Source organism: Erythrobacter sp. S267, from assembly GCF_057365045.1.
This window is the reverse complement of record NZ_CP200298.1, coordinates 3129950-3153886: the sequence shown is the minus strand read 5'-3', so window position 1 is coordinate 3153886 and position 23937 is coordinate 3129950. Positions and strand designations below refer to the sequence as shown.

Below are 23937 nucleotides of genomic sequence, written 5' to 3'. Positions count from 1 at the left end.
GGGTCTCATTCAGATAAAGCCGCCAAGGGCTGCAAGTCCGTCCGAGATCGGGTTTACGAGCAAGGTGCCAACAGGACGCAAGGCAACACCCTAGGGTTTCTACCCAAGCGCGCTTCCCTGCGGTTTACGCTTGGCGTTTTGCGGCCCGCTCAACCGCCGCGCTCATCGCGCGTTCTACCGCCGCGCCATTGGTAACATGGCGTGGAGGCGAGCAGACAGCAGCGCGCATTCCGCCACCGGCGCGCGCCATGACCAGACCCAGCTCAGCCTGACGCAAGGTCCAGTCAACGTTCAGCTCGACCCTTGCGAGACCAGCGCTGGCGGTAAGCTCACGCGACCGGCTTGTCCCGTCACCGGTGAGACCGGCAAAAGTGGCAAGCACATCGTCGCACCATTCGCGTGCGGCGCGCATACTCATACCCGGCAGGAGCACGGCAAAGCGCTCCTCATCCAACTGGGCCAAGACCTGACTGGGCTGAGCCATCGTCTCAAGAAAGCGCGAGAAGCCCCAGCGAATTTCATCGGTAGTCGCCTGACCATATTGCATGAAGATCGCTTGCATTCGGTCGATCGCAAAGATCGCCATCGTGTCAGTGGAGCGTGCGCAAGACGGTTCACTCTTCCGCAGGCTGTTGCGGGTCTTGGCGTGAGCGAAGTTGTGTTCCTGGGTGCCAAGGCTTTGCTTGCACAAGGCCCGCGCGAGGGCTCCGCAAAAGCTTTTCCGGTTGGCCAGCCCGGTCAGCGGGTCGATCGCGGCCTGCCTGCTCAACTCCTGCGGCAGATCGTGCTTGTGCTCGACCGAACGCAGTACGCCCAATCCGCCTTGCTTGGCCCCGTCATCGTTAGCAAGGGCGCGAAGGCTGAAGGCGAACCAGCGACGGCGCGCGATCCCTTCCGCATTGTCTTGCGGTGAGGTCGCCAGCGGAAACTCGATAGAAGAGTCTGACTGCTCCCCGGCGAGAGCAGCAATAGCATAGCTTGCCACGGGCGCGACAAATTCGGCTTCGGCGAGATCAGAAATATGCGGCATCAGCAGCAGCCCGGACAGGTCTATGCCCAGTTGATCTGCATTGGCCGATGCGTGGATGATGAAGCCTGCTGGATCGAGCCGGATGACAATATCATCCCCTCCCTCGACCATCAGATTGCGCAAAGCACGCGCGTCAACATCAGTGAAATGCTTGGTCACTCCATTGCCCCCGTTTGCTTGACGAGCAGACGTCTAACGTTTGGCCCCTGCCTATACGTTTGGTCCTTGATCCAGCGCGGCAGACGGCTCTGTTGGAAGCCGACTCCGTTCTGTCTCGTCAACTGTTTTAGCTAACCCAAGTAGTCAAAATAGACGCTATAACCCCTATTCGCCTATGCAATGACACTAATCAAGTTAACCTAGTGAATTTACTTAACTAAAATACGAATCAAATCTGATATTCATTTACCATAATTGCTCCGTATTTCTGCCCCTTTATTCGGATTTCTACTTAAGTGTTGCAGTGAAGGCGCGGGATCTCCAAATCGAGTCAAGGCACGCGCAAAGGCCGCACTGAGCCAAAGCCCAGCACGGCCTGTGAAGTGAATTTGGAGATGTAGGGGCGTCGCCCAGGTGGGCTAGACTTCGATCATGATCCGAACGGATTCAGGCGCAATGCCATAGGCCTGTGCCAAACGTGCTCGGCATTCGCTCACCAAGACAGAGCCTGAAGCGCTGCTCGCGGTTTCCGTCAGATCGTCGCTGGTCACGCCAAGAACCTTGGCAATGGCGTCGAGGCGCTCTGGCAGTGGGCGAGCCTTGCCCTTCTCCCAGGCCCAAACGGTCGGTTTACTCACTCCGAGCGCATCGGCGACCTGAGCCAAGGTCATGCCCTGTTCGCGCCGCAAGCGGTTGAGCTTGGTGCCTAAAGAAGCGCCAATCGCACCGCCAAACGAGGCACTTGGCGCGGCTGAGTCGGCGATAATCGGTGCATCTCCGCGCAGTTGAGCGGCAGCCAAGGCCGCCTCGCCCAGCGCCTGTTCGAACGCGCAGCCAAACAGCTTGCCGCTCTGCCACACGATTTCTGCGCCCACCACGCCGCGTTCCGGCAGGTCGAGCGAGAGCACTTCGCCAACGCTCAGCTCAAGCTCGGTTTCGATCAGCAGGCCGGCGGCAGAGATATTGTGGACCGTGACGTTGGCGCGGGCCCCGGCAGGAGAAGCGCCGCTGGTTTCCAGCCGCAGAGCGCGTCGGGGTTGACCTCTACCCTCAACCAAAGCGGCGGGGGTGTCGAGATAGGCTTTAAGCGGGGTTTTCTGCGCCATTACGGGATACTCCTGTGCATGACGCTCAGGGTCTGGCGAGAAGAGTTAAGATTGGGTTAGCGGCCCGCGGCAAACGGGCTGAGTTGTACTTGCAGAACCGCGGTTAGTTTAGAATTGGCTTATTCTGAATCCGCATTGGGACGCGCCGAATCAGTCCGCAGCGTCGAGCCCATAGGCCGTATGCAGCACCCGGACAGCGAGTTCGGTTTCATCCTCGTCGATCAAGACGCTCACCTTGATCTCGGACGTTGAGATCGCCTGAATGTTGATCCCGCGATCCGAGAGAGCGCGGAACATGGTGCTCGCAACACCCGCATGGCTCTTCATGCCGACGCCCACGACGCTGATCTTGGCGACTTTGCTGTCAGTGATGATGCGGTTGTAGCCGATATCTTCGCGGCGATCCTCCAGCAGCGCCTGAGCGCGTGCGAGGTCTGCTTGCGGGACCGTGAAGGTCACGTCAGTCTCACCCTTATCGCGGCCAACGTTCTGAATGATCATGTCTACATTGATCGAAGCATCCGCCAGCGGCGCAAAGATGTCCGCCACCGCGCCCGGTTTGTCGGGCACACGGGTCAGGATCACCTTGGCTTCGTTCTTGTCATGGGCAATGCCTGTTACCAGCTGGCGTTCCATTTCGCCGTTCTCCACGAGTTGGTCCATTTCCTCATCCGACACGATCAGTGTGCCGGGCAAATCGTCCGCTGCAATCGCGTCATCGCCAACAAAGCTGGAGAGCACTTGGATGCGCACGCCTTCCTTCATCGCGAGGCCGACGGAGCGGGTCTGGAGCACTTTGGCCCCGACGCTCGCCAGTTCGAGCATCTCTTCATAGGTCACCGCTTTCAGCTTGCGGGCCTTGGCAACGATGCGCGGATCGGTGGTGTAGACGCCGTCCACGTCGGTGTAGATGTCGCAGCGATCCGCCTTCACAGCCGCCGCGACCGCGACAGCGGAAGTGTCCGAGCCGCCCCGGCCAAGCGTCGTTAAACGGCCGGCATCCGAGATGCCCTGGAAGCCGGGGACGACAGCGATCTCGCCCGCTTCCATGCTTGCCACCATATCGGGCGCGTCGATCGTCTCGATCCGCGCCTTGGCATGGGCCTCGATGGTCTTGACCGGGATCTGCCAGCCGAGCCAGCTGCGCGCCTTCGCACCAAGCGATTGGAGCGTCAGAGCGAGCAATCCGGAGGTCACCTGCTCCCCGCTCGCCACAACCACGTCATATTCGGCAGGGTCATAGAGCGCATTGGCTTCACGGCAGAAATTGACCAACCGGTCTGTCTCCCCCGCCATCGCGCTGACGACGACAGCCACTTCGCTGGAGACGCCTTTGCGCTCAGCGGCCTGCGCGCGCACGATGTTAGCGACGCGGCGAATGCGTTCGGTTCCGGCCATAGAGGTACCGCCGAATTTCATCACAATTCTCTGCGTACTGCCGGACAAGTGTGTATGCCTCTTAGATTGGAATGCAGACTAGTTTGCGTGCGTGTTTGATGCGGGCTAGCGAGCCCTTGGGAGCGCTGCTAACGGGGTGCGATGGCAAACGCAAACCCAAAGGCAAACGCGGATCTCAAGAAAGATTCGGTCACGATCCGTCCAGAGGAAGCAGCATTCTTCGCGGACCTCGCAAAGGATTGGTGGAACCCTAAGGGCAAGATGGCCAGCTTGCACCAAGTGAACCCGGTGCGTCTGGGCTTCATTCGGCACGCTATCGATGCACATTTCAACGCAGATGAGCGGTCCATCCGACCGCTGGCCGGCAAGTCAGCGCTCGATATTGGTTGTGGCGCGGGACTGGTGTGTGAGCCTCTCGCACGGCTGGGTGCGGACGTGACCGGTGTCGATGCAGCGGCGGACAATGTCGCAGCGGCTGCAGCCCATGCGGAAAGCTCAGGGCTCGACATCCGCTATATGGCGGGCGAGGTCGCGGGGCTCGACATCGGCACATTCGACCTCGTCACGGCTCTCGAAGTGATCGAGCATGTCGCGGACAAGGAGAAGTTCCTGCGCGACGTGACAGAGCGGCTCGCCCCCGGTGGCCTCCTCGTCATCTCCACGCCCAATCGCACGACCGCCTCGCGCTTGCTGTTGGTCGGCGCAGCAGAGGCTGTGGGATACGTTCCCAAGGGCACGCACCACTGGGACGATTTCATCATGCCCGAAGAGCTGGAAGTCATGCTGAGCGATCTCGGTTTCGAAGTCACTCAGCGGCGCGGCATTGCTTGGCGACCGGGCAAAGGGCTGCACCTGTCAGACGACGAAGCGCTCAATTACATCGTGAGCGCGCGGCGCAGTTGAGCGATCTCAACCGCAGCGCGCGAATTGGACGGCAGGCAAGTCCTTGCCGAAATTGCTGGTCAGCTCAAACCGGACCTTGATCCCGTCTTCCATCAGCTGGCGGAAGTCGCTGTCGTCACATAGCGTCGGGCGCATGACTTTGCGCAATGTGTTGGGGTCGAAGGTGCGATTGCCGGTGGGTACGTTGGTGACCATCAGCACCAGCGTATCGCCATTGTCGACCCGCGCAGCCATTTTCGAGCCGGGCAGTTGCTTGTCCATCTCAGCCGTCGCCGCTTCGCTGTTGAAGTGCTTGACCGAGTAGGCGAGCCGCTCTTCCGGTGTCATTGGCGTCAATGCGCCGCATGCAGACAGCGTCAGGCCAAGGCTTGCAGCCGCAACAGACTTAGTCAGAATTCCCATTTCGCTCACCCCTATTAAGCAGCCACGACCCGCGACCTTCGCGCGATGGACTAGGGGAACGAGGGTAAAATTGGGTTAATTGCGCGTATTTTGCGCCTCTACCAGAGCAACCAACTCCTTCACATTGTCGGTGAAAGCGCCGTCCACGCCAGCCTCTAGCGCCGCAATCCAGAGCCGTTGATATTGCCCGTCCACTGTCGGTCCTCCATCCGATTGGAGGTTCGCTGGCAGAAAGCCGTTCTCCTTGCGGAAGGTCCAGGGATGGACTTGCAGCCCCAGCGCCTTAGCGTCCGCAACAAAGCTGGTCGGCTCCATATTCTCAGGGCTGAGGACATATCCAAGCCACGGGCCAACCCCGTCGGCATATTCGGCGATCTCTGCCAATCCAGACGGCGTCACCATTTCGGCATAGCGCATTTCGGGCTCATCCACCGGGCCGCCCTCTGGGTGGAGCAGCTGGACCAGCTTGAAGTCGCTGCGCTGATTGAGACGCTGCAATGTGCCCACTTCAAAGCACTGAATGTACAGCAGGTCATCCGCCTCGATCCCCAGATCGCGCAGTTCTCTCAGCAGCAAATCGACCATGTCGATCCCTTCCGCCTCTAGCAGAAAGGTGGGGTGCTTGAGCTCGGGATAGAGGCCGATCCGTCGTCCGGTCTCTGCCTCCTTGGCGCGCACCAATTGGACGATCTCCGCGAGGGTCGGCACTTGATAAAGACCGTTATAGCGCGTGTTGGCGGGGCGGATATTGCCGACCCGCTCGCGCACTCTCAGCGTGCGCAGTTCAGCGAGGGTGAAGTCCTCTGCAAACCAGCCAGCAACGCGCCTGCCATCAATGGTCTTTTCACGCCGGAGATATTCAAACTCCTCGCGGCTTGCGACATCGGTGGTGCCGGACAGCTCGTTTTCATGCCGAGCGACGAGCACCAGATCCTTGGTCACGACCAAGTCAGGCTCGATGAAATCGGCACCCTGTTCAATCCCAAGCTCATAGGCGGCGAGCGTGTGCTCGGGCCGATCCCCGCTGGCGCCGCGATGGGCAATGACCAGCGGATCGTCGTTTGCTTGAGCGGAAGGCACGGCTGACACCATCATCATCGCTGCCATCGCGCTTAGGAGAAGTGTGCGGACCATTCGTCTTCCTTGAAACCGACCAGAATTGTGCCGTCATGCTCAACCACTGGCCGCTTGATCATGGAGGAGTGCTGAACCAGCAGCGCTACAACTTTGTGACTGTCGGCCGCATCGGCTTTCTCTTCATCTGAGAGCTTGCGATAGGTCGTCCCGCGCTTGTTGAGCACCACATCGACGCCCTTGTCCGCGATCCATGCAGAGACCTTGTCTGCATCCGCGCCTTCCTTTTTGTAGTCGTGGAAGGTGTATTCGAGGCCCTTCGCATCCAGCCACTTGCGCGCCTTCTTGACCGTGTCGCAATTGGGAATGCCGTAGACGTGAATGGTCATTAGTGATCCTTTTGATCTCTGGGAGACTAGCTTGCTCTTAGAGCGAAGCGCTGGCACTTTCATGCCTACAAGTCACGGGGGCCGCAATGTCATTTTGGAATATCGATCTCACCACCAGCATGGGCGCGGAAAGCGCGGCGGACAATGGTGGGCTTGCTTGCTACATCAAGGCGGTGTTTCTGGTGCTGGGCGGGCTGTTTTTCGGCAACGTGGCAGGGTTCGGCACGCCCGAGGCCCAGATCATCGTGGCCATGCATGCCTTACAGGTCGTGCTGTTCGGCATTGCCGGTTTTCGGATGAAGGCAGGCAAAGGCGCCTATTGGGGCATGGTGGCCGCCGCAATGCTGGCGCTCTCGATCCTCGACAGTCTGGTGAGGATGACCTTTGGCGGCATCATCCTCAACACTGTGTTCCTGATCGTCGTCGTTCAGGGCATCCGCGGCAGCCTTGCCTTGCGCAAAGGTCACTTCGCGGAAGATGACTTCGAAGTCTTCGAGTAAGGCTTTGGCGCCCCAAAGCTACCGGCGCGGCAGATGCGCGTCGGCAATCGCAACCGCCAGCGCATCGGCGGCATCGCTGCCCGCAATGGTGGTGCCCGGCAATAGCACTTTGACCATCGCGGCGACCTGTTTCTTGTCCGCAGCGCCGGTGCCAACGGTCGCCTTCTTCACCGCTCTCGCCGCGTGTTCAGAGACGTCGAGACCGGCTGTGCCACATGCCGCCAGCACGCTCCCCCGCGCTTGGGATAACTTCAGCGTCGACTTGGGGTTTTCGTTGACGAAGACCTCTTCGCACGCCGCGCGGTCCGGCTTGTGCTTGGCAATGACCGCCGCGATCCCTGCGTAAAGCACCGCCAACCGCTCCGCCATCGGGGCCTTGGGATCGGTGGGTAGCTGGCCGTTTGCAATATGCGTCAGCCGCGTGCCTTCATGACGGACGACACCCCAACCAGTGCAGGTGAGCGAAGGGTCAAGGCCGAGGATAATAGTCATATCAACTCCGCCCGAAGCAGGCTCACGCGTCCAGCTTCTCCATCACCTCGTCGCTGATTTCATAATTGCCCCAGACGGTCTGGACATCGTCATCATCGTCGAGCGCATCGATCAGTTTGAGGAGCGTGCCTGCGCCTTTCTCGTCCATGTCGACGGTCAGGTTGGGCTTCCAAGCAAGCTTGACCTCTTTCGCTTCACCCAGCGCCTTTTCGAGGCTTTCGGCAACGGAGTGCAGGTCTTCGGCAGCGGTCCAGATTTCGTGGCCGTCTTTAGACGAAGCAATGTCTTCTGCGCCCGCTTCCATTGCGGCTTCAAGGACCTTCTCCTCGTCACCCGCATCAGCGCCATATTCGATATAGCCGAGCCGCTCAAACCCATGCGCAACCGATCCTTCCGTGCCCAGGTTCCCGCCGTTCTTACTGAAGGCGGTGCGCACGGCGGTGGCGGTGCGGTTGCGGTTGTCGGTCAGTGCCTCAACGATGATCGCAGAGCCGCCCGGGCCATAGCCCTCATAGCGGACCTCTTCATAATTCTCACCGTCAGCCGCGCTTGCTTTGTCGATCGCGCGCTGAATGTTGTCTTTGGGCATGGACTGCGCTTTGGCAGTGTTGACCGCAAGACGCAGGCGCGGGTTCATGTCCGGATCGGGCGTCCCCATCTTTGCCGCAACCGTAATTTCACGGCTGAGCTTGGAAAACAGGTTTGAGCGTTTCTTGTCCTGCGCACCCTTGCGGTGCATGATGTTCTTGAATTTGGAATGGCCTGCCATTGGGGTGCCTTTGTCAGCTCTTTTCTTGAGGTCCGCGCCCGGTTTGAACGCGGGGAAGCGATAAATTAGAGATTTGCCATTAACCCCATGCGCGACATGCAGACAAGCCCTCACACCTCACCCGAGATCGAAGCCACCTTTGGCGATGGCCTGCCCATTGGGCCTGCGCATGGCGACAGCTTGCGCGGCGAGTGGCGCCGGATTGGCGCTTTTCTCAAGCGGCCCTCGCTTGAGCCGGCCCTGCCCGGCACGTCCCCATGGACAAAGCTAGCGCGCGTCTTTGCGCTTGATGTTCTGGCAATGGCCGTGCTGATTGGTGCGGCGACCATCGCAGTGGCGGCAGGCGTCTATCTGCCAGAGACCGCTCTGGCAGGGATCGAGTTCACACCGCTGATTGTGCTCGGTGTGATCGTCGGCGCGCCGGTGATGGAAGAGCTGATCTTCCGCAGCTGGCTGTCCGGCAGACCGGGTCACGTACTCGCAGTGCTAGCCATCGCCGCCGGGGCTTTAGGCTTCGCGCTGGCGCATATGAGCAGTCCTATCGCGGGAGCGCTTGTCGGTCTTGTAGGGATCGTTGGTGCAGCAGCGGCCCTGTTCTTTCTGCGCCGTCGGCCACCGATGCGCTGGTTCGCCTGGGCCTTTCCCGGCTTCTTCTGGTTCGCAACTCTTGCCTTCGCGCTGGTCCACATCGCCAATTTCGAGATGGGCGATGACTGGACCCGCATGCTTGCCCTGCTCCCATTGGTCCTGCCGCAATTCGTGCTTGGAGGCCTGCTCGGCTATGTCCGGGTGCAGATCGGCCTGTGGGCCGCAATCCTCCTCCACGCCGCTCACAATGCAAGCGCATTGGCTCTGGCCTTTTTGGCAGGGAGCTTGGCAGGGGCATAGGCCGATGCTTTAAGCTTTTCTGCACATGGATCGCCCTCCCGTTAAGCATCAACGTGACACGACACCACTGCCCGCGCTCAGCGTGACAGAGCGGCTGGGCGATGCGCTTTTCTTCGTACGCCGCCCCACCCCCTATGCCTTGCTGCACCCTTGGAGCGAGACGTTGGCAATCGCCTTGCTGTGGGTTTTCACGCTCGACTTTGCAATCGACACGACGCTTTATCTGGTGCTGGAGAAGCTAGACGAAGCCTCCGGTTTCTTGCCCGCGCTCATCGATTATGAAGCCCCTCTTGGCCAAGAGCTTTTGTCGGCCATCATCCTTGCTCCCATACTTGAAGAAGCCCTGTTCCGCGGATGGTTGAGCGGAAAAGTTGCCTCTTTGCGGTTTGGAGCGATAGGATTCGTGGCCCTAGGGATCCTGCTGGCCTCTGAGTTCATGGCCCCCGATTTTGCGGCCCTCGCGCTGCTCGCAACTTTCGGCCTGTGCATTGTGGGCTTGGTCCAATGGAGCGCAAGGCGAGACCATGAAACCGAGGTACCCTCCTGGTTTGCGCCCAATTTTCATTGGTTCGTATGGGGAAGCTCAGTGCTTTTCGGCCTCTACCATCTGGGCAATTTCGAGCCGCTAACAAGCCCGCTGGGATTGCTGGTTATCGTACCCTACACTTTGGGAGGGGTGTTCCTTGCCTACACCCGAACGCGGCTGGGATTAGTCGCAGCAATGCTTCACCACGCGCTCTACAATGCAGTAGCAATGGCTATGTACTATGAAGTGATCCCAAGCTTTTGAAGCCGCGCATAATCGACCTTCACATTAGGGCTCTGACAAACCCTCCCGCACCACGGACACACCAGCATCAAGGATCGCATCGCGGCCCTGACGGATGTCCTCGATTGTGATCTCGACCGGGACATCAGGGGCAACCCCGATATTGTGGTCGACGCTGCCATCCCAATTGACGACTTTGAGAGCGCTGAAGATCAGGCGATAACCGCCCGGCACCGGGAAGACGGTGATGTCTCCATTTCCCCCTGCGCTGTTGCTGCCCACGATCTGCGCCAAGCCATTGCCCTTGATCGTGCCGAGCCAGCTTTCCGGATAGCTGATCGCCCGCTCATCCATCAGGAACACCGTGTTCTCAGTTAGCCGAGGACGCATTGGCGCAAGACGCCATGGATTGCTGTTATAGATGACCTCAACCTGATCGGGGAGCTGATAGACTGGCTGCCTGAAATCAGGCGAAAGAAACGGCTCATCGGCAAGGTGCGAGAGGATGAACTTCGCGTTGTGATGGGGCCGCCCGCGCAGGTCAAAGACCAGCCCGCGCGCTTCAAGCAGCTGATCGGCAGCCTCAATCAATTGCACGTCGCTCAGCCGCGTGATGTCGACATAAAGAATGCCCGGCTCAATCTGTGTGATTGGCTCGGGCCGAGCGGCCTGTGGGCGCGTGGGCCAGGAATAAGCGATCCGATCAAGCGCAACGCTAGCCTCAGACCCGTCCGCCCGGATGATGTCGATGGTCGCTTGCTCCTCAGGAGGGCCCAGCAGCATCACCTCAAGCGAGCGCATGATCCGCCATTGCTCGCTGCCTGAGATGTGGGAGCTCGCAAGATCAGCCAAGCGCTGCTGTGCGTCTTCGCCATCAATCCTTGTGACGATATCTCCCGCCGCAAGGCCTGAACCTTCCGGCGCTACGACGACGACGATCTGATCCTCAACCCAATCCAGGGCGAGCGGCGCGATGGCCCGCTCCACCTCGCGATGGCCGACACCGGCATGGCCATCGACGACTTCGTAAGTCATCAGCCGCAAGGCGTCGTGAAATTCGGCGTCATCGACGGCCACGGCAGCGCGTTGCAATTGCTCGGTGAGCTTGGCGTCCCAATCGACGGCCACTTCGTCCCAATAGGGATAGAACTGGTCGAAAACGCCCCAAGCGATAATCGTCGCAGCGATCCGTGTGTTGCGGTCAAATCCGGCAGGGACCCAGCCTTCCGGCTTCCCGGCATAGGCTGTATGCGGAACCATCTCAGGCGTTTCGTCGCCGTTGAAGGCAGCCGTCAAAGGAAAGCGCACATGGATGCCGCCCGGCAGTTCCTCAGCAAAGATCGGCCCTGCGCCGAGGCTCACCAGTTTGTTGCGATAACGGCCATGCGTGCCTTGGCGCAGACCTTTGAAACCGTAATGCAGCCACTGCCAGCGCGGGTTCGCCGCGGGGCGGGCGGCCATGGGCGCAAGCGGCTCGGACGCAATCTCCAAGTCCTCAACCAACGGCGCGAAAGTGCTGCGCAGAACGTCGGCGAGCTCGGCGGAGCTGTCTGCGGCAAGGACCAGAGGCACCGTTTCAACAGCGAGCGCATCCCAATCCGCGCGCAAAGCCGCATCGCTGGGGTGGAACCAGCGTGCGACCGTGTAAACTCTGGTGAAGGCGGCGAGCCTCTCCAGCTCCGCCTCGCTGAGCGGAGCGGCCGCGACATCGCCTTCCATCGCCGTTTCGCGCGGCGGTGTGTATATGCCATCTTGTGCGAAGGCCGCGTTTGGCGCTGCAATACTTAGAGCTATTGCCGCGAGAATGCGGGTAAAGCTAGCCCATGCCGAGCGCGGCTTTGTAGGTTTCGAGGATAATTTCCTGCTCGCTGCGATCATCCGGCTTCATCTTCCTTAAGCGCACGATCTGGCGCATGATCTTGGTGTCGTACCCGACCGCTTTTGCCTCCGCATAGACATCACGGATATCATCAGCGATGCCCTTCTTCTCTTCCTCGAGGCGTTCAATACGCTCGATCAGCAAACGCAAGCGGTCGTCGGTGGCATCAGCCATTTCAGGTTTACTCCAGATGAATCAGTATGTGAGATTTGAGGAGCCGACTTACCAGCCGCGCAGCAATTGGACAGCACCTAATTTGGGTTTTCTGTGGGGCCCTAAAGTAAGCTGGGACCGTTCTTAGTCAGGCTCTTCTCCATCGCCTCGATCTGTTCTTGCGTTGCAGGCGTCTGGCGCGTCGCCTTCCACTCCTCCATCGGCATGCCATGGATAAGCTCGCGAGCAGCAGCCTTGTCTCCTTCAAACCCGGCATCGCGAATCCAGTCGGCGAGACAATTGCGGCAGAAGCCCGCCAGCCCCATCAGTTCGATATTCTGCGCGTCATGGCGATGGCGAAGATGCCGGACCAGTCGGCGGAAGGCTTCGGCGGCGGCAGCGTCATCAAGCTGGTCGAGCGGATCATTTTCAGCGGACATCGGTAAGCCTTTTCCTTGAGTTGCAATTTTTCCGTGCCATAGCACATTCATCAAAGGGATCGGGATCACAATCACAGTGACAAACAGCGACAACACTCGGATCGACCCGCGCGGTCGGAAAGTGAAAATTCTGGCGACAATCGGCCCTGCCAGCCGCTCGCCCGAAATGCTCCGCAAGCTGTTCAGGGCCGGGGCCGACGCCTTCCGTGTCAATATGAGCCACGGCAACCACGCAGACCACGAAGCGGCGATCAAGGCTATCCGCGCGCTTGAGAAGGAATTCGCCCGCCCCATTGCGATCCTCGCCGATTTGCAAGGACCCAAGCTGCGCGTAGGCACGTTCAAGGACGGCAAAGCGGTGATCCGCCATTCGGGCCACTTCACGCTCGACCGCGATCCCACGCCGGGGGATGAAACCCGCGTTTGCCTGCCCCACCCCGAACTGTTCGGCATCCTCCAGCGCGGCCAGCGGCTTCTGATAAATGATGGCAAGATCAAGCTGGTGGTGAAGGAGGCGGATGAAGACCGTATCCTGTGCTCAGCCGAAGTCGGCGGCGTCATCTCTGACCGCAAGGGCGTCAACGTCCCCGATGCCGAAGTGCCCATCCCCGCTCTCACCGACAAGGATCGCAAGGATCTGGCATTTGCGGTGCAGCACGGCGCGGATTGGATCGCGCTTTCCTTTGTGCAGCGGGCCGAGGATTTGGCCGAAGCGCGCAAGCTGATTGCTGAGCATAAGGGCGCAAACACCGCCCTTTGCGCCAAGATCGAAAAGCCGATGGCGGTCAATCGCTTGTCAGAGATCATCTACCAGTCCGATGGCATCATGGTCGCGCGCGGCGACTTGGGCGTAGAGCTCGAACCATACGAGGTGCCGCCGCTCCAGAAGAAGATCGTCAACGCGACACGGCGTGCGGGCAAGCCGGTAATCGTCGCCACGCAAATGCTCGAAAGCATGATCGAAAGCCCCATACCAACCCGCGCAGAGGTCTCTGATGTCGCCAACGCCGTCTATGACGGGGCCGATGCGGTGATGCTGTCTGCAGAGAGTGCGGCGGGCGAATGGCCGGAGGAATCGGTGGCGATGATGAATTCCATCGCGCTCCAGATTGAAAGCGATGAAGGATATCGCGAACGTATCCGAATGCTCGAAATGCTGCCCGATCCGACCACTTCGGACGCGCTGGCGCATAGCTGCATGACGATTGCCGACACGGTCCCGATCAGCGCGATCACGGTCTTTACCGCCTCCGGCTCCACCGCGCGCAGGGTCGCGCGTGAGCGGCCTGCGACGCCGATGTTGGTGCTTACACCCAGCATGCGAACCGCGCGGCGAGTGGCGCTGCTGTGGGGAGCGCATGCGGTGGCGACCAAGGATATTGGAAGCTTCGAAGAGATGATCGCCAAAGGCAAACGCATGGCCCTGCGCCATGGCTTTGGCGTGCCGGGATCAAAGCAAGTCGTGCTCGCAGGCGTGCCCTTCGGAACACCGGGCGCAACCAACCTGCTGCATGTCGTGACTCTGAAGGGTGATGAGCTGGACGAGCGCGAAGGCTGACCCGGAAACTCAGGCAAAAAACCGCTCGACCACAGGGCCGTAGAGCGGTTCCTCGAAGGCAAGGCCAGCGCGGCCCTCTTCGATCCAGGCCACTGTCGCACCGATTTCTCCGAGGTCTCGCAGCTTCACGAGCACGCGTTCTTCGGGCTTCACACTCCAACCGCGCGAATCGAGCATGCAGCCGCCTTCGGTGATGTCGAGCACCGCCATCTGCATCTTGGAGCGCACGCGAAAACGGACGGAGGCCTTGAGCCCCTCGATCAGTTCGCGGTTCCCGGACTTCCCCATCGCACTTCTCCGGCTCGGACGCGAACACGGACCTGGCGGCCCTGACGCGTTAAGCCTTTATGCGACTTAATCGTTAATTTAACGCTACTTACGCACTCGCGGCTTGCAACCGCGCCCGCGCCTCTCCCTCTCCGATCAGCGGGAGTAGCTCGCCCATGTCCGGGCCGTGGTTCATGCCGGTGAGCGCTTGGCGCAGGGGCAGAAAGAGCTGCTTGCCCTTGCGGCCCGTTGCTTCTTTCAGTGCGGATGTGAGCGCGCTCCAGGGATCATCGCTCCATGTCAGCGTAGTCACAGCTTGAGCCAGATAGGCCTTGTCCTCGTCCGAAAACTCGACCGCCTCAATCGGGCCGGTCACAAGCCGCCACCACTCCGCAACATCGCCAACGGTCGCGATATTGGGCTGCACCGCGTGCCAGCCCGCCTCATCCATACCATCGGGCAGGCGATCCTTGACCGTGTCGTAGGGCATGGCGTGGACGATGGCGGTGTTGATCCGCTCCAGCTCAGCATCGTCAAACTTCGCAGGCGCGCGGCCGAAGGTGGAGAGGTCGAACGCGTCGAGCAAGACCGCGCGCTCGGCAATCGGCTCGACGGGAAGCGAGGTGCCCAGCCGCGAGAGAAGCGCGATGATCGCCTCAGGCTCAATCCCTCGCTCGCGAAAGGCGTCACAGCCAAGCGATCCGAGCCGCTTGGACAGCTTGCCCTCTTTACCGACCAGCAGAGCCTCATGCGCAAATGCCGGAGGCTCCTTGCCCATCGCGGTGAACATCTGGATCTGAACGGCCGTGTTGGAGACGTGATCTTCTCCGCGCAGGACCTGGGTGATGCCCATGTCGATATCGTCGACCGTGCTCGGCAGCATATAGAGCCACGATCCATCCGCGCGGCGAATCACGGGATCAGAGAGCAACTTTGGATCAAAGCTCTGCTGGCCCCGAACGCCGTCTTCCCAAGTAATCAGCGCATCGTGATCCAGCTTGAAACGCCAGTGCGGCGCAATGCCTTCCGCCTCTTTCGCGGCGCGCTCTTCGTCCGTCATTTTGAGCGCCCCGCGATCATAGATCGGCGGCAGGCCGCGCCCGAGCAGCACCTTGCGTTTCAGCTCCAATTCCTGCGCAGTCTCATAGGCAGGATAGACCCGCCCGGCTTCGCGCAAAGCTTCGAACGCGGCTTCATAAGATGCAAGGTTATCCGATTGGCGTGCTTCCTTGTCCCATGCGAGGCCGAGCCAATTGAGGTCCGTCTTTATTGCCTCGACATATTCTTCTCTGGAACGCTCCGCATCAGTGTCGTCGATCCGCAGGACGAACTGGCCGCCTTCTCCTTGCGCGAGCATCCAGTTGTGGAGCGCGGTGCGGATGTTGCCGACATGCAGGCGGCCCGTGGGCGAAGGGGCGAAACGTGTGATGTGAGTCATGCCCGCTCCGCTAGATGCTTTCTGGGCTGCGCTCAATAGGAGTTGGCGAAGCGGAACTGTGTCAGCTCCTTGCGCACCATCCGGTCAATCATTGATCGGCTGATCCAGAACCCGATCCAGAAAGCGACATAAAGCAAGACGAAGAGGTCTTGCAGCGTCTCTGACACCTCAAATGTGCGCATGGTCGTGAGCACCATCAAATAGCCCACATAGATGAACCACAAGAGCCAGATCAGCTTCTGCTCGCCCACCTTTTGCAGCAGGCGAGCGACATGCCAGAACATGCCGCCGATAATGTTGCGAGAAACCTTGACGCTGGCGAGCAATTCGAGCGCGGCAGGGTCGCTCGCATTGACGGACAGCGCCGACATCGCAAGCGTGTAGGCCTCCTCCACATCGCCGCGCCGACGTTGAATATTGCCGAGGATTACTAGCGCATCGACATCATCAGGGTTGCCAGTGAGCAGTTCGAGCGCGATGGCCTCGGCCCGTTCCTCTTGCCCCTGGACCTGCGCCAATTGGGCTTCCTCTATCCGGAAATCCCGGTTCAGCGGTTCAAGCTTCAGCGCCTGAGCGATGGATGTCTCCGCCTCCTTCCAGCGGCCTGCATCGCGCATCACCGTCGCGCGGATGCGGTGCACTTCGGCATTGAGCGGCTCCAGCTCCAGTGCCTGGTCGAGCAGCTTGAGGCCGCGGGTTCGCCGGTTCTCCAGAATGTCGCACAGGGCCATAACCAACAGTGGCTCAGCCATCTCAGCATCGAGTTCCAGCGCCCGCTTCGCTTCAACTCGCGCGGCGACAATCCGCCGCTCCTGAAACAGAGAATGGGCAAGACCTGCATGGGCGTGCGCCAGCGAAGGGTCTTCGGTCAAAGCGTCGCGCCATGCCTCAATCGCCTGGTCATGCGCGCCCATCCGCGCATAGTGCACCGCGCGATCCAGAGCCCATTGCAGAGTGTCGTTCATCACGCCCCTCACTGCCTCATCGCGGCGCGCAACGTCAGCGTACGGTGTTGCATCTGCACGATGAGGAAAAGCGGCAGAGCGGTCAGCGCGATGCTCAAGGACTGCGCGTAGTCATAGCCAACCTCCCCAATCCATTCGGATTCGAGCGCTGCGAAGTTGATCACTGCGGAGGCGATAAAGATCGCTATTGCGGCAAGGCAAAGCAGAGGGTCAAGCCACATATGCCTTCCCCCGATCAGCAACCCTAACGCTCCGGGCAGGAAGAAAAAGAACAGGTTGACCGTCAGCGACAAATACAAGGTGGCGGGGAGCAGGATCAAAAGCAGCGGCCCGGCCAAGCCACCAAGCGGGATGCGCTTGGGCTCGTCGACTATGCGATAGCGGCCATCGTCAAAGCGCTGCGTGCCGCGTTTTGCCCCAAACAGTGCCATGCGGTCCGTCAGCGTCCGAACTTGTCGATGAACTTGGAGATTTCATCATACTGCCCGCCGCTATTGCCGTATTTGGCGAAGTTGCGCGCGGTCGTCAGCCATTCCGCAGTGGTCGGTTTGACCTCCTCCAATGCGTCTTTGAGATGGCCTGCATTGATCGCGACTTCATCGCCTGCATCAATCAATTCCTCGATCGCGAAGTCGGCGGCCGTGTCCGCGAGATTGCCGAGGTCCGCACCGGAATAGCCGGTGGTTGCCTTGGCGATTTTGGCTAGATCAAGCCCCGGATCAACCGGGCGCTGGGCAAGCTGGAGCTTGAGAATTTCCTCGCGCGCGGGCCTGTCCGGGGGAGGCACGAAGAGCAGCCGGTCAAAGCGGCCCGAGCGCCGGAAAGCGGGGTCCACCGCCCAGGGCATATTGGTCGCCGCCAGGATCAGCACGCCCTCATTGTTCTGCGCAAAGCCGTCGAGCTCCGCCAGAAAGGTCGAGACAATCGACATTTCGTGCCGGGTCGATCCAGAGCCGCGCTTGCCAGCCAGCGCCTCCAGCTCATCAAAGAACAGCACGCAGGGAGTTTCACGCCGCGCGTCCTCAAAGATCGCGGCCAGCTTGCGCTCGGGCTCGCCAATATATTTGTCGAGCACATCGGTGGTTGGCACATTGATAAAGCGCGCCTCGCACTCGCCAGCCGTGGCCCGTGCCAGCAGCGTCTTGCCGCATCCGGGAGGGCCATAGAGCAACACGCCGCCTCCCGCTTTGCGGCGGAACTTGGCGAAGAGCGAGGGCTTGCGGAACGGCGCGATGATGCGGCGTTCAATCTGCTTCTTGACGTCGGCGTGCCCCCCAACATCGGAGAAGTCGATCCCAGTATCCGCACCGTAGGCGAGACGGATGTGATCGCGCTCGGCTTCCGGGTCGGCGGGAGCAGATGTGCCAGTGTTGAGCGCGATGACATTGCTCGGCCCATCCTCGGGCGTGCGGGCGGCCATGACCTCATCGAGCAAGTCGGGATCTTCCAGCGTCGGGTTCTCCGAAACGACGGCGTGATAGCGCGCCTCCGCCTCGTCATTCTTGCCGAGCATCAGCAGCGCGCGCACTTCGCTCGGCATCGCTTCGGGAAGGCCAGCGGCGAACCGCTCGGCAATCTCGGGTCGCTTGCCTTCAACCGCCGCTGCTGCCAGCCGCACCAGTTCCGCGTCGGAGAGATCGTTCTGCGAGGTCTCCTCCGCCAGATCAAGCACGCGTGCAAGGTCGCCGTCCCAGTCCCCGTCCCTTTGGCACAAGTCCAGCGCGGGTACGAGCAAGCGCGGATCGCCGCTCGCTGCATGCGCGGTCAGGAGTGCATCAAGGGGTGGGTTGCTCATTTGGGCCTGATTGAAAACTTGTGCTCGATGTACAGGAACACTTCCGTTTCACTGGCTTGCTGCCAGTAGAGGTCGCCGTCAAGCCCGTCGATGGTGACGCCGTAATCGTCGCCGAACATCTTGGCATAGCTGGTCGCCTCGCCTGCAATGTGCCGCACCACGTCGGAGCGATATTGCTCAGGATTGTCGATGGCGAGGCCGGTTGCGCCCACGTCGATAAAGGAACGGCCTGTGGCTGGAATGCCCTTGACGAATTCAGCGATCCGTTCGGCGGTGTCCTTTACCCGGTCGTTCTCATTCCTGAGCGGGATGCGGGCATAGATCTGCACCCGGTTGGTGTCCGGACGATTGCCGCCCATCAGCGGCAACTCGCGCATATTGGCTTTCGTCACCGGCTCCAGCGTGTAGCGGCCCGCGACAATGTCGATCCCTTGCGCGTCGGCCGCATCCAGCGTCGCGCCGAGCATCTGGAACAGCTCTTCAATGCGTTCCTCGTAATTGCGCGAGTCCGAGCTGACGAAGAGTGGGGTCACAAAGTAATCCGCCTGACGCGTCACACCGATGGCAGAGGGGCCGCTGCCACCGCGGCTTGGGCCTAGATAGGCGTTCAAGGCCGAACGATCCTGGCGCGCGCCGGTCACGACGACCGTGTCTTGCGCTGAGAGCGGTACGATTGGGGTGGCCACTGCGATGGCGGCCAAGAGCAAAATCAGCTTTTTCATCAGTCCCTCCATTATTGGATGAAGCGGACGCTATGCGCGACAACCGGACTGTAAACTGAACAGAATGACCCGGAAAAAGCAAAGACCCCGGCGGATCACTCCACCGGGGCCTTTTGTTTGGTTCAAGCTTGAAGCTTATTCAGCCGCATTGCCTTCGGGAGCAGCATCGCCGCCGCCACCCATGGCTGCCTTCATGGCTTCCTCAGAGGAAACCGGATCGGCAGCAGGCTCTTCCTCAACCGCGTTTTCGGCAGCGAGCTTCTCTTGCTGCTTTTTCCAAGCCGCTTTGAGAGCAGCATCACAACTCGACGCAGTGACGCGCATCCGGTTCATGCCCGCACCGGTACCGGCGGGGATGAGACGGCCCACGATCACGTTCTCTTTCAGTCCGATCAGCGTGTCCTTCTTACCCTCGACCGAAGCCTGGGTCAGAACGCGAGTCGTCTCCTGGAACGATGCGGCGGAGATGAAGCTGCGGGTTTGCAGGGACGCCTTGGTGATCCCAAGCAGGATCGGCGTGCCTTCGGCCGGCTGCTTGTTCTTGCCAAGCTTGGCATTGTATTCGAGCATTTCGGCGTAGTCGACCTGCTCACCCGGCAACAGAGTGGTGTCGCCACCATTGGTGATCTCAACCTTTTGCAGCATCTGGCGAACAATCACCTCGATGTGCTTGTCGTTGATCTTCACGCCCTGCAGTCGGTAGACTTCCTGAATCTCGTTGACGAGATACTCGGCCAGTGCCTCAACACCCATGACTTCGAGGATGTCGTGCGGGTTCGGCGCGCCGGAAATCAGGGTATCACCCTTCTTCACAAAGTCGCCTTCTTGCACGTCGATCACCTTGGTTTTGGGGATCAGGTACTCGACCGGATCACCTTCTTCCGGAATGATCGCGATCTTGCGTTTGGCCTTGTATTCGCGAACGAACTCAATCTTGCCTGAGATCTTGGCGATGACCGACATGTCCTTAGGCAGACGCGCCTCAAACAGTTCAGCCACACGCGGCAGACCACCGGTAATGTCGCGGGTTTTCGCAAACTCGCGCGATGCACGGGCCAGAATGTCACCTGCTTCCACCTGTTGACCGTCTTCAACCGAAAGAGTGGTGCCCGGCGCGAGCATATAGCGCTGTGCATCAGCTTCGTCGTCGGATTGGCCTTCACCTTGCAGGATCATGCGCGGGCGAAGCTCTTCCTTCTTTTTGCGGCCTGTGGCGCGATTTTCGGTGACCACGCGCTGCGCGATACCCGTTGCATCATCGGTCTGTTCTTCGAGCGTCGTGCCCTCGACCAGATCCTGATACTTCACCACGCCCGATTGCTCGGTGATGATCGGCAGAGTGAACGGGTCCCATTCAGCGAGACGATCGCCTTCTTTGACCTTCGCACCGTGCTTGAACTTGATGACCGTACCATAAGGCACTTTGTGCATCTCACGTTCACGGCCCTCGGCATCGATAACCGCGATTTCACCGTTACGAGCGAGCGACAAGATGTTGCCCTTCTTATCGGTGATGGTCGGCATATCGCGAAGCTCGACCTTACCATCGGAGGTCGCCTCGAGGTGGGAGGTCTCGTTGAGCTGAGCCGCACCGCCAATGTGGAAGGTCCGCATGGTCAGCTGCGTGCCAGGCTCACCGATGGATTGCGCAGCGATAACGCCGACAGCCTCACCGATGTTCACAGGCGTACCGCGTGCAAGGTCACGGCCATAGCAGGTTCCGCAAACGCCTTGGTCGCTTTCGCAAAGCAGCGGCGAGCGGATCTTGGCGGACTGAACCTCAGCCGCTTCGATTTCCTTCACCATCGGCTCGTCGACCAGAGTGCCCTTGGGCGCGATCACTTCACCGGTGGCGGCGTTGACGATGTCTTCGGCCACGGTGCGGCCAAGGATACGTTCGCCAAGCGAGGCAATGACGCTACCGCCCTGAACGATTGCACGCATTTCCAGCGCGTTTTCGGTCTTACAATCCTGCTCGACGATGGTGCAGTCCTGCGACACGTCGACCAGACGGCGGGTCAGGTAACCCGAGTTCGCCGTCTTGAGCGCCGTATCCGCAAGGCCCTTACGAGCGCCGTGGGTGGAGTTGAAGTATTCAAGGACGTTCAGACCTTCCTTGAAGTTCGAGATGATCGGGTTCTCGATGATCTCGCCCGACGGCTTGGCCATCAGGCCGCGCATCCCGGCGAGCTGCTTCATCTGCGCTGGCGAACCACGCGCACCGGAGTGGCTCATCATGTAGATCGAGTTGATGTCAGCCTCACGCCCGTCCTTGTCGACCGGGCGAGCCTTAATCCGCTCCATCATCGCGTCAGCAACCAGGTCACCACACTTGGACCAAGCGTCGATCACCTTGTTGTACTTCTCTTGCTGAGTGATGAGACCGTCCTGGTATTGCTGCTCATAGTCAGCGACCAAAGATTTGGTCTCATCGACCAGCTTCACCTTGGCGTCGGGGATGATCATGTCATCCTTACCAAACGAGATGCCCGCCTTGAACGCGTGACGGAAGCCCAGGACCATGATCGCATCGGCAAACAGGACCGTGTCCTTCTGGCCGGTGTGACGATACACTTCATCGATCACGTCACCGATATCCTTCTTCGTCAGAAGGCGGTTGATGATGTCGTAGGGCACCTTGTGGTTCTTCGGCAGACACTCACCGATCAGCATGCGGCCCGGAGTGGTCTCGAACCGCTTCATCACGATCTTGCCATCCTCTTCAGCCTGCGGGACGCGGGCGAGGATCTTGGTGTGAAGCGACACGGCCTTGGTCTCAAGCGCATGGTGCACTTCGGCCATATCGGCAAAGCGCGGCAGCTTTTCGACCTTGGAGCCGTCCTCATTCTCGAGGAATTCAGGGGTCTTTTCCTGACGCTCCATCGAGAGGTAGTAGAGGCCCAGCACCATGTCCTGTGAAGGCACGATGATCGGCTTGCCGTTGGCGGGCGAGAGGATGTTGTTGGTCGACATCATCAGCACGCGCGCTTCGAGCTGTGCTTCGAGGCTGAGCGGCACGTGGACCGCCATTTGGTCGCCGTCAAAGTCAGCGTTGAACGCCGAGCAGACCAGCGGGTGCAGCTGGATAGCCTTACCTTCGATCAGCACCGGCTCGAACGCCTGGATTCCCAGACGGTGAAGCGTTGGCGCGCGGTTCAGGAGAACCGGGTGCTCACGGATCACTTCGTCGAGGATGTCCCAGACTTCCTTGCGCTCTTTCTCGACCCACTTCTTGGCTTGCTTGAGGGTCATCGAAAGACCCTTGGCGTCAAGACGGGCGTAGATGAACGGCTTGAACAGTTCGAGCGCCATCTTCTTGGGCAGGCCGCACTGATGCAGTTTCAGTTCGGGACCGGTCACGATGACCGAACGGCCTGAATAGTCGACGCGCTTACCCAGAAGGTTCTGGCGGAAGCGGCCCTGCTTGCCCTTCAGCATGTCGGACAGCGATTTCAGCGGGCGTTTATTGGCACCGGTGATGACGCGGCCACGACGGCCATTGTCGAACAGCGCGTCAACGGCTTCTTGCAGCATACGCTTTTCGTTGCGGACGATGATGTCCGGCGCGCGCAGTTCGATCAGACGCTTCAAACGGTTGTTACGGTTTATGACGCGGCGATAGAGATCGTTGAGATCGGACGTCGCAAAACGGCCACCATCCAGCGGCACCAGCGGGCGCAGCTCAGGCGGGATCACAGGGATCACTTCGAGGATCATCCACTCCGGACGGTTGCCGGATTCGATGAAGCTCTCAACAACCTTCAGACGCTTGATGATCTTCTTGGGCTTGAGCGTCGACTTGGTGGTCGCCAGCTCTTCCATCAGATCGTCACGCTCTTGCTCAAGGTCGAGGTCCATCAGCATGACCTTGACCGCCTCTGCGCCGATGTCGGCGGAGAACGCATCTTCGCCATACTCGTCCTGCGCTTCGAGCAGCTCGTCTTCAGTCAGCAGCTGGAACTTCTCAAGCGGGGTCAGGCCCGGCTCGATCACGACATAGCTTTCGAAGTAGAGGATGCGCTCCAGCTGCTTCAATTGAATGTCGAGCAGCAGGCCGATGCGCGAGGGCAGCGACTTCAGATACCAGATGTGCGCGACCGGAGCGGCCAGCTCAATGTGGCCCATACGCTCACGGCGGACCTTGGTGACGGTGACTTCAACGCCGCACTTTTCACACACGACGCCTTTGTACTTCATCCGCTTGTACTTGCCGCACAGGCACTCATAGTCCTTCACCGGACCAAAGATGCGCGCGCAGAACAGGCCGTCACGCTCTGGCTTGAACGTACGGTAGTTGATGGTCTCAGGCTTCTTGATCTCACCATAGGACCACGAACGGATGCGCTCTGGCGAGGCGATGCCGATCTGGATCTGGTCAAAGGTCTCCGGCTTGGCCAGCTGGTTGGTGAATTTTGTCAGTTCGTTCATATCGCAAACTTCCCTTATGCGCCGTAGCGCGAGCGGCAGCTTTCAGTCACCGCAATCATTTCTGAAAAGGACTCTTCGGAGGCATTATCTTGCACGCGGTTCATGAGCGTGATGAGATCCTCAGCGAGCTCCTCAGCCCTCTCATCATCGGTCTTTTCGACCTCGGCGATGCCCTGCATGCGCTCGATCCAAGCGTTCATCATGTCCGCATATTTCTGAGCCTGCTGCTCAGACTGTTCTGCGAGCGCAGGGTCTTCATTGGCATGAAAAATGCTGCCCAGGATGATGGCATGTGACGTGCAGTTGAGAAGGTCTTGGTACTCCTCGACCGGCGTCATCGTCTCTTGCGCGGCAACAGGCACAGCGCAAACGAGCGCTGCACCAGCCAGTGTCGAAGCTACAATCTGTCTCAT

General features: G+C 59.9%; 24 protein-coding genes. 5 read left to right on the top strand and 19 right to left on the bottom strand.

Going from position 1 to position 23937, the window contains the following annotated elements; all coding sequences use genetic code 11:
• Positions 1-124 precede the first annotated feature (124 nt).
• The 3 genes from AC0V6X_RS14925 to AC0V6X_RS14915 form a co-directional block, all read right to left on the bottom strand.
• Positions 125-1189 (bottom strand): GGDEF domain-containing protein, encoded by a 1065-nt coding sequence (locus AC0V6X_RS14925; protein ID WP_486185333.1) that lies wholly within the window; start codon positions 1187-1189, stop codon positions 125-127.
• A gap of 419 nt (positions 1190-1608) precedes the next feature.
• Positions 1609-2295: a helix-turn-helix domain-containing protein gene (locus AC0V6X_RS14920; protein WP_486185332.1), complete on the bottom strand. Its 687-nt coding sequence runs from the start codon at positions 2293-2295 to the stop codon at positions 1609-1611.
• 150 nt (positions 2296-2445) lie between these two features.
• Positions 2446-3714 (bottom strand): aspartate kinase, encoded by a 1269-nt coding sequence (locus AC0V6X_RS14915; RefSeq protein WP_486185331.1) that lies wholly within the window; start codon positions 3712-3714, stop codon positions 2446-2448.
• A gap of 120 nt (positions 3715-3834) precedes the next feature.
• Here AC0V6X_RS14915 and ubiG point away from each other — a divergent pair, with 120 nt between their 5' ends.
• Positions 3835-4596 carry a bifunctional 2-polyprenyl-6-hydroxyphenol methylase/3-demethylubiquinol 3-O-methyltransferase UbiG gene (ubiG, locus tag AC0V6X_RS14910; RefSeq protein ID WP_486185330.1) on the top strand — a complete coding sequence of 254 codons (762 nt, stop codon included), beginning with the start codon at positions 3835-3837 and terminating at the stop codon, positions 4594-4596.
• A 6-nt stretch (positions 4597-4602) separates the two neighbouring features.
• On the opposite strand, the gene AC0V6X_RS14905 is transcribed toward ubiG, so the two are convergent.
• The 3 genes from AC0V6X_RS14905 to AC0V6X_RS14895 all read right to left on the bottom strand — a co-directional run bounded on the left by AC0V6X_RS14905 (position 4603) and on the right by AC0V6X_RS14895 (position 6461).
• Entirely contained in the window at positions 4603-4998 is a 396-nt protein-coding gene (locus tag AC0V6X_RS14905; protein ID WP_486185329.1) for a hypothetical protein, read from the bottom strand.
• Between the two features lie 75 nt (positions 4999-5073).
• Positions 5074-6132, bottom strand: a complete 1059-nt coding sequence (locus AC0V6X_RS14900) for a glycerophosphodiester phosphodiesterase family protein (RefSeq protein WP_486185328.1) — start codon at positions 6130-6132, stop codon at positions 5074-5076.
• A complete protein-coding gene (locus AC0V6X_RS14895; protein ID WP_486185327.1) occupies positions 6111-6461 on the bottom strand; it encodes an arsenate reductase in 351 nt (116 codons plus the stop codon). Before AC0V6X_RS14895 ends, AC0V6X_RS14900 begins: the two co-directional genes overlap by 22 nt.
• An 86-nt stretch (positions 6462-6547) precedes the next feature.
• On the opposite strand from AC0V6X_RS14895, the gene AC0V6X_RS14890 reads away from it, so the two are divergent.
• Entirely contained in the window at positions 6548-6961 is a 414-nt protein-coding gene (locus AC0V6X_RS14890; protein ID WP_486185326.1) for a hypothetical protein, read from the top strand.
• Between the two features lie 18 nt (positions 6962-6979).
• Here the strand turns inward: AC0V6X_RS14890 and ruvC are convergent, their stop codons facing one another.
• Positions 6980-7453: a crossover junction endodeoxyribonuclease RuvC gene (gene ruvC, locus AC0V6X_RS14885; protein WP_486185325.1), complete on the bottom strand. Its 474-nt coding sequence runs from the start codon at positions 7451-7453 to the stop codon at positions 6980-6982.
• Positions 7454-7475: 22 nt separating this feature from the next.
• On the bottom strand, positions 7476-8222 hold the full coding sequence (locus AC0V6X_RS14880) for a YebC/PmpR family DNA-binding transcriptional regulator (protein WP_486185324.1): 747 nt from the start codon (positions 8220-8222) through the stop codon (positions 7476-7478).
• Positions 8223-8309: 87 nt separating this feature from the next.
• On the opposite strand from AC0V6X_RS14880, the gene AC0V6X_RS14875 reads away from it, so the two are divergent.
• Both AC0V6X_RS14875 and AC0V6X_RS14870 read left to right on the top strand, forming a co-directional pair.
• Positions 8310-9110: a CPBP family glutamic-type intramembrane protease gene (locus tag AC0V6X_RS14875; RefSeq protein WP_486185323.1), complete on the top strand. Its 801-nt coding sequence runs from the start codon at positions 8310-8312 to the stop codon at positions 9108-9110.
• A 25-nt stretch (positions 9111-9135) separates the two neighbouring features.
• Positions 9136-9900 (top strand): CPBP family glutamic-type intramembrane protease, encoded by a 765-nt coding sequence (locus AC0V6X_RS14870; RefSeq protein WP_486185322.1) that lies wholly within the window; start codon positions 9136-9138, stop codon positions 9898-9900.
• A 24-nt stretch (positions 9901-9924) separates the two neighbouring features.
• Here the strand turns inward: AC0V6X_RS14870 and AC0V6X_RS14865 are convergent, their stop codons facing one another.
• From AC0V6X_RS14865 to AC0V6X_RS14855, 3 genes are all read right to left on the bottom strand, one after another.
• Positions 9925-11598: a S41 family peptidase gene (locus AC0V6X_RS14865; RefSeq protein ID WP_486185321.1), complete on the bottom strand. Its 1674-nt coding sequence runs from the start codon at positions 11596-11598 to the stop codon at positions 9925-9927.
• A 97-nt stretch (positions 11599-11695) separates the two neighbouring features.
• Complete coding sequence (locus AC0V6X_RS14860; RefSeq protein ID WP_486185320.1) at positions 11696-11932, bottom strand: DUF2312 domain-containing protein; 237 nt, start codon at positions 11930-11932, stop codon at positions 11696-11698.
• 101 nt (positions 11933-12033) lie between these two features.
• The gene (locus AC0V6X_RS14855) at positions 12034-12351 is read right to left on the bottom strand and encodes a DUF1244 domain-containing protein (protein ID WP_486185319.1); all 318 of its coding nucleotides are present in this window, start codon (positions 12349-12351) and stop codon (positions 12034-12036) included.
• A 76-nt stretch (positions 12352-12427) separates the two neighbouring features.
• Between AC0V6X_RS14855 and pyk the strand changes: the two genes are divergently transcribed.
• Complete coding sequence (pyk, locus tag AC0V6X_RS14850; RefSeq protein WP_486185318.1) at positions 12428-13909, top strand: pyruvate kinase; 1482 nt, start codon at positions 12428-12430, stop codon at positions 13907-13909.
• A 9-nt stretch (positions 13910-13918) separates the two neighbouring features.
• Here the strand turns inward: pyk and AC0V6X_RS14845 are convergent, their stop codons facing one another.
• From AC0V6X_RS14845 to AC0V6X_RS14810, 8 genes are all read right to left on the bottom strand, one after another.
• Complete coding sequence (locus AC0V6X_RS14845) at positions 13919-14197, bottom strand: PilZ domain-containing protein (protein WP_486185317.1); 279 nt, start codon at positions 14195-14197, stop codon at positions 13919-13921.
• A gap of 88 nt (positions 14198-14285) precedes the next feature.
• Entirely contained in the window at positions 14286-15614 is a 1329-nt protein-coding gene (gltX, locus tag AC0V6X_RS14840; protein WP_486185316.1) for a glutamate--tRNA ligase, read from the bottom strand.
• Positions 15615-15646: 32 nt separating this feature from the next.
• Complete coding sequence (locus AC0V6X_RS14835; protein WP_486185315.1) at positions 15647-16579, bottom strand: tetratricopeptide repeat protein; 933 nt, start codon at positions 16577-16579, stop codon at positions 15647-15649.
• Between the two features lie 8 nt (positions 16580-16587).
• Entirely contained in the window at positions 16588-17010 is a 423-nt protein-coding gene (locus AC0V6X_RS14830; RefSeq protein WP_486185314.1) for a hypothetical protein, read from the bottom strand.
• Between the two features lie 8 nt (positions 17011-17018).
• Entirely contained in the window at positions 17019-18374 is a 1356-nt protein-coding gene (locus tag AC0V6X_RS14825; protein WP_486185313.1) for an AAA family ATPase, read from the bottom strand.
• Positions 18371-19096, bottom strand: a complete 726-nt coding sequence (locus tag AC0V6X_RS14820; protein WP_486185312.1) for a hypothetical protein — start codon at positions 19094-19096, stop codon at positions 18371-18373. The genes AC0V6X_RS14825 and AC0V6X_RS14820 overlap by 4 nt, the downstream gene beginning before the upstream one ends.
• 135 nt (positions 19097-19231) lie before the next feature.
• On the bottom strand, positions 19232-23524 hold the full coding sequence (gene rpoC, locus AC0V6X_RS14815; protein WP_486185311.1) for a DNA-directed RNA polymerase subunit beta': 4293 nt from the start codon (positions 23522-23524) through the stop codon (positions 19232-19234).
• A gap of 14 nt (positions 23525-23538) precedes the next feature.
• Positions 23539-23937 carry a hypothetical protein gene (locus AC0V6X_RS14810; RefSeq protein WP_486185310.1) on the bottom strand — a complete coding sequence of 133 codons (399 nt, stop codon included), beginning with the start codon at positions 23935-23937 and terminating at the stop codon, positions 23539-23541.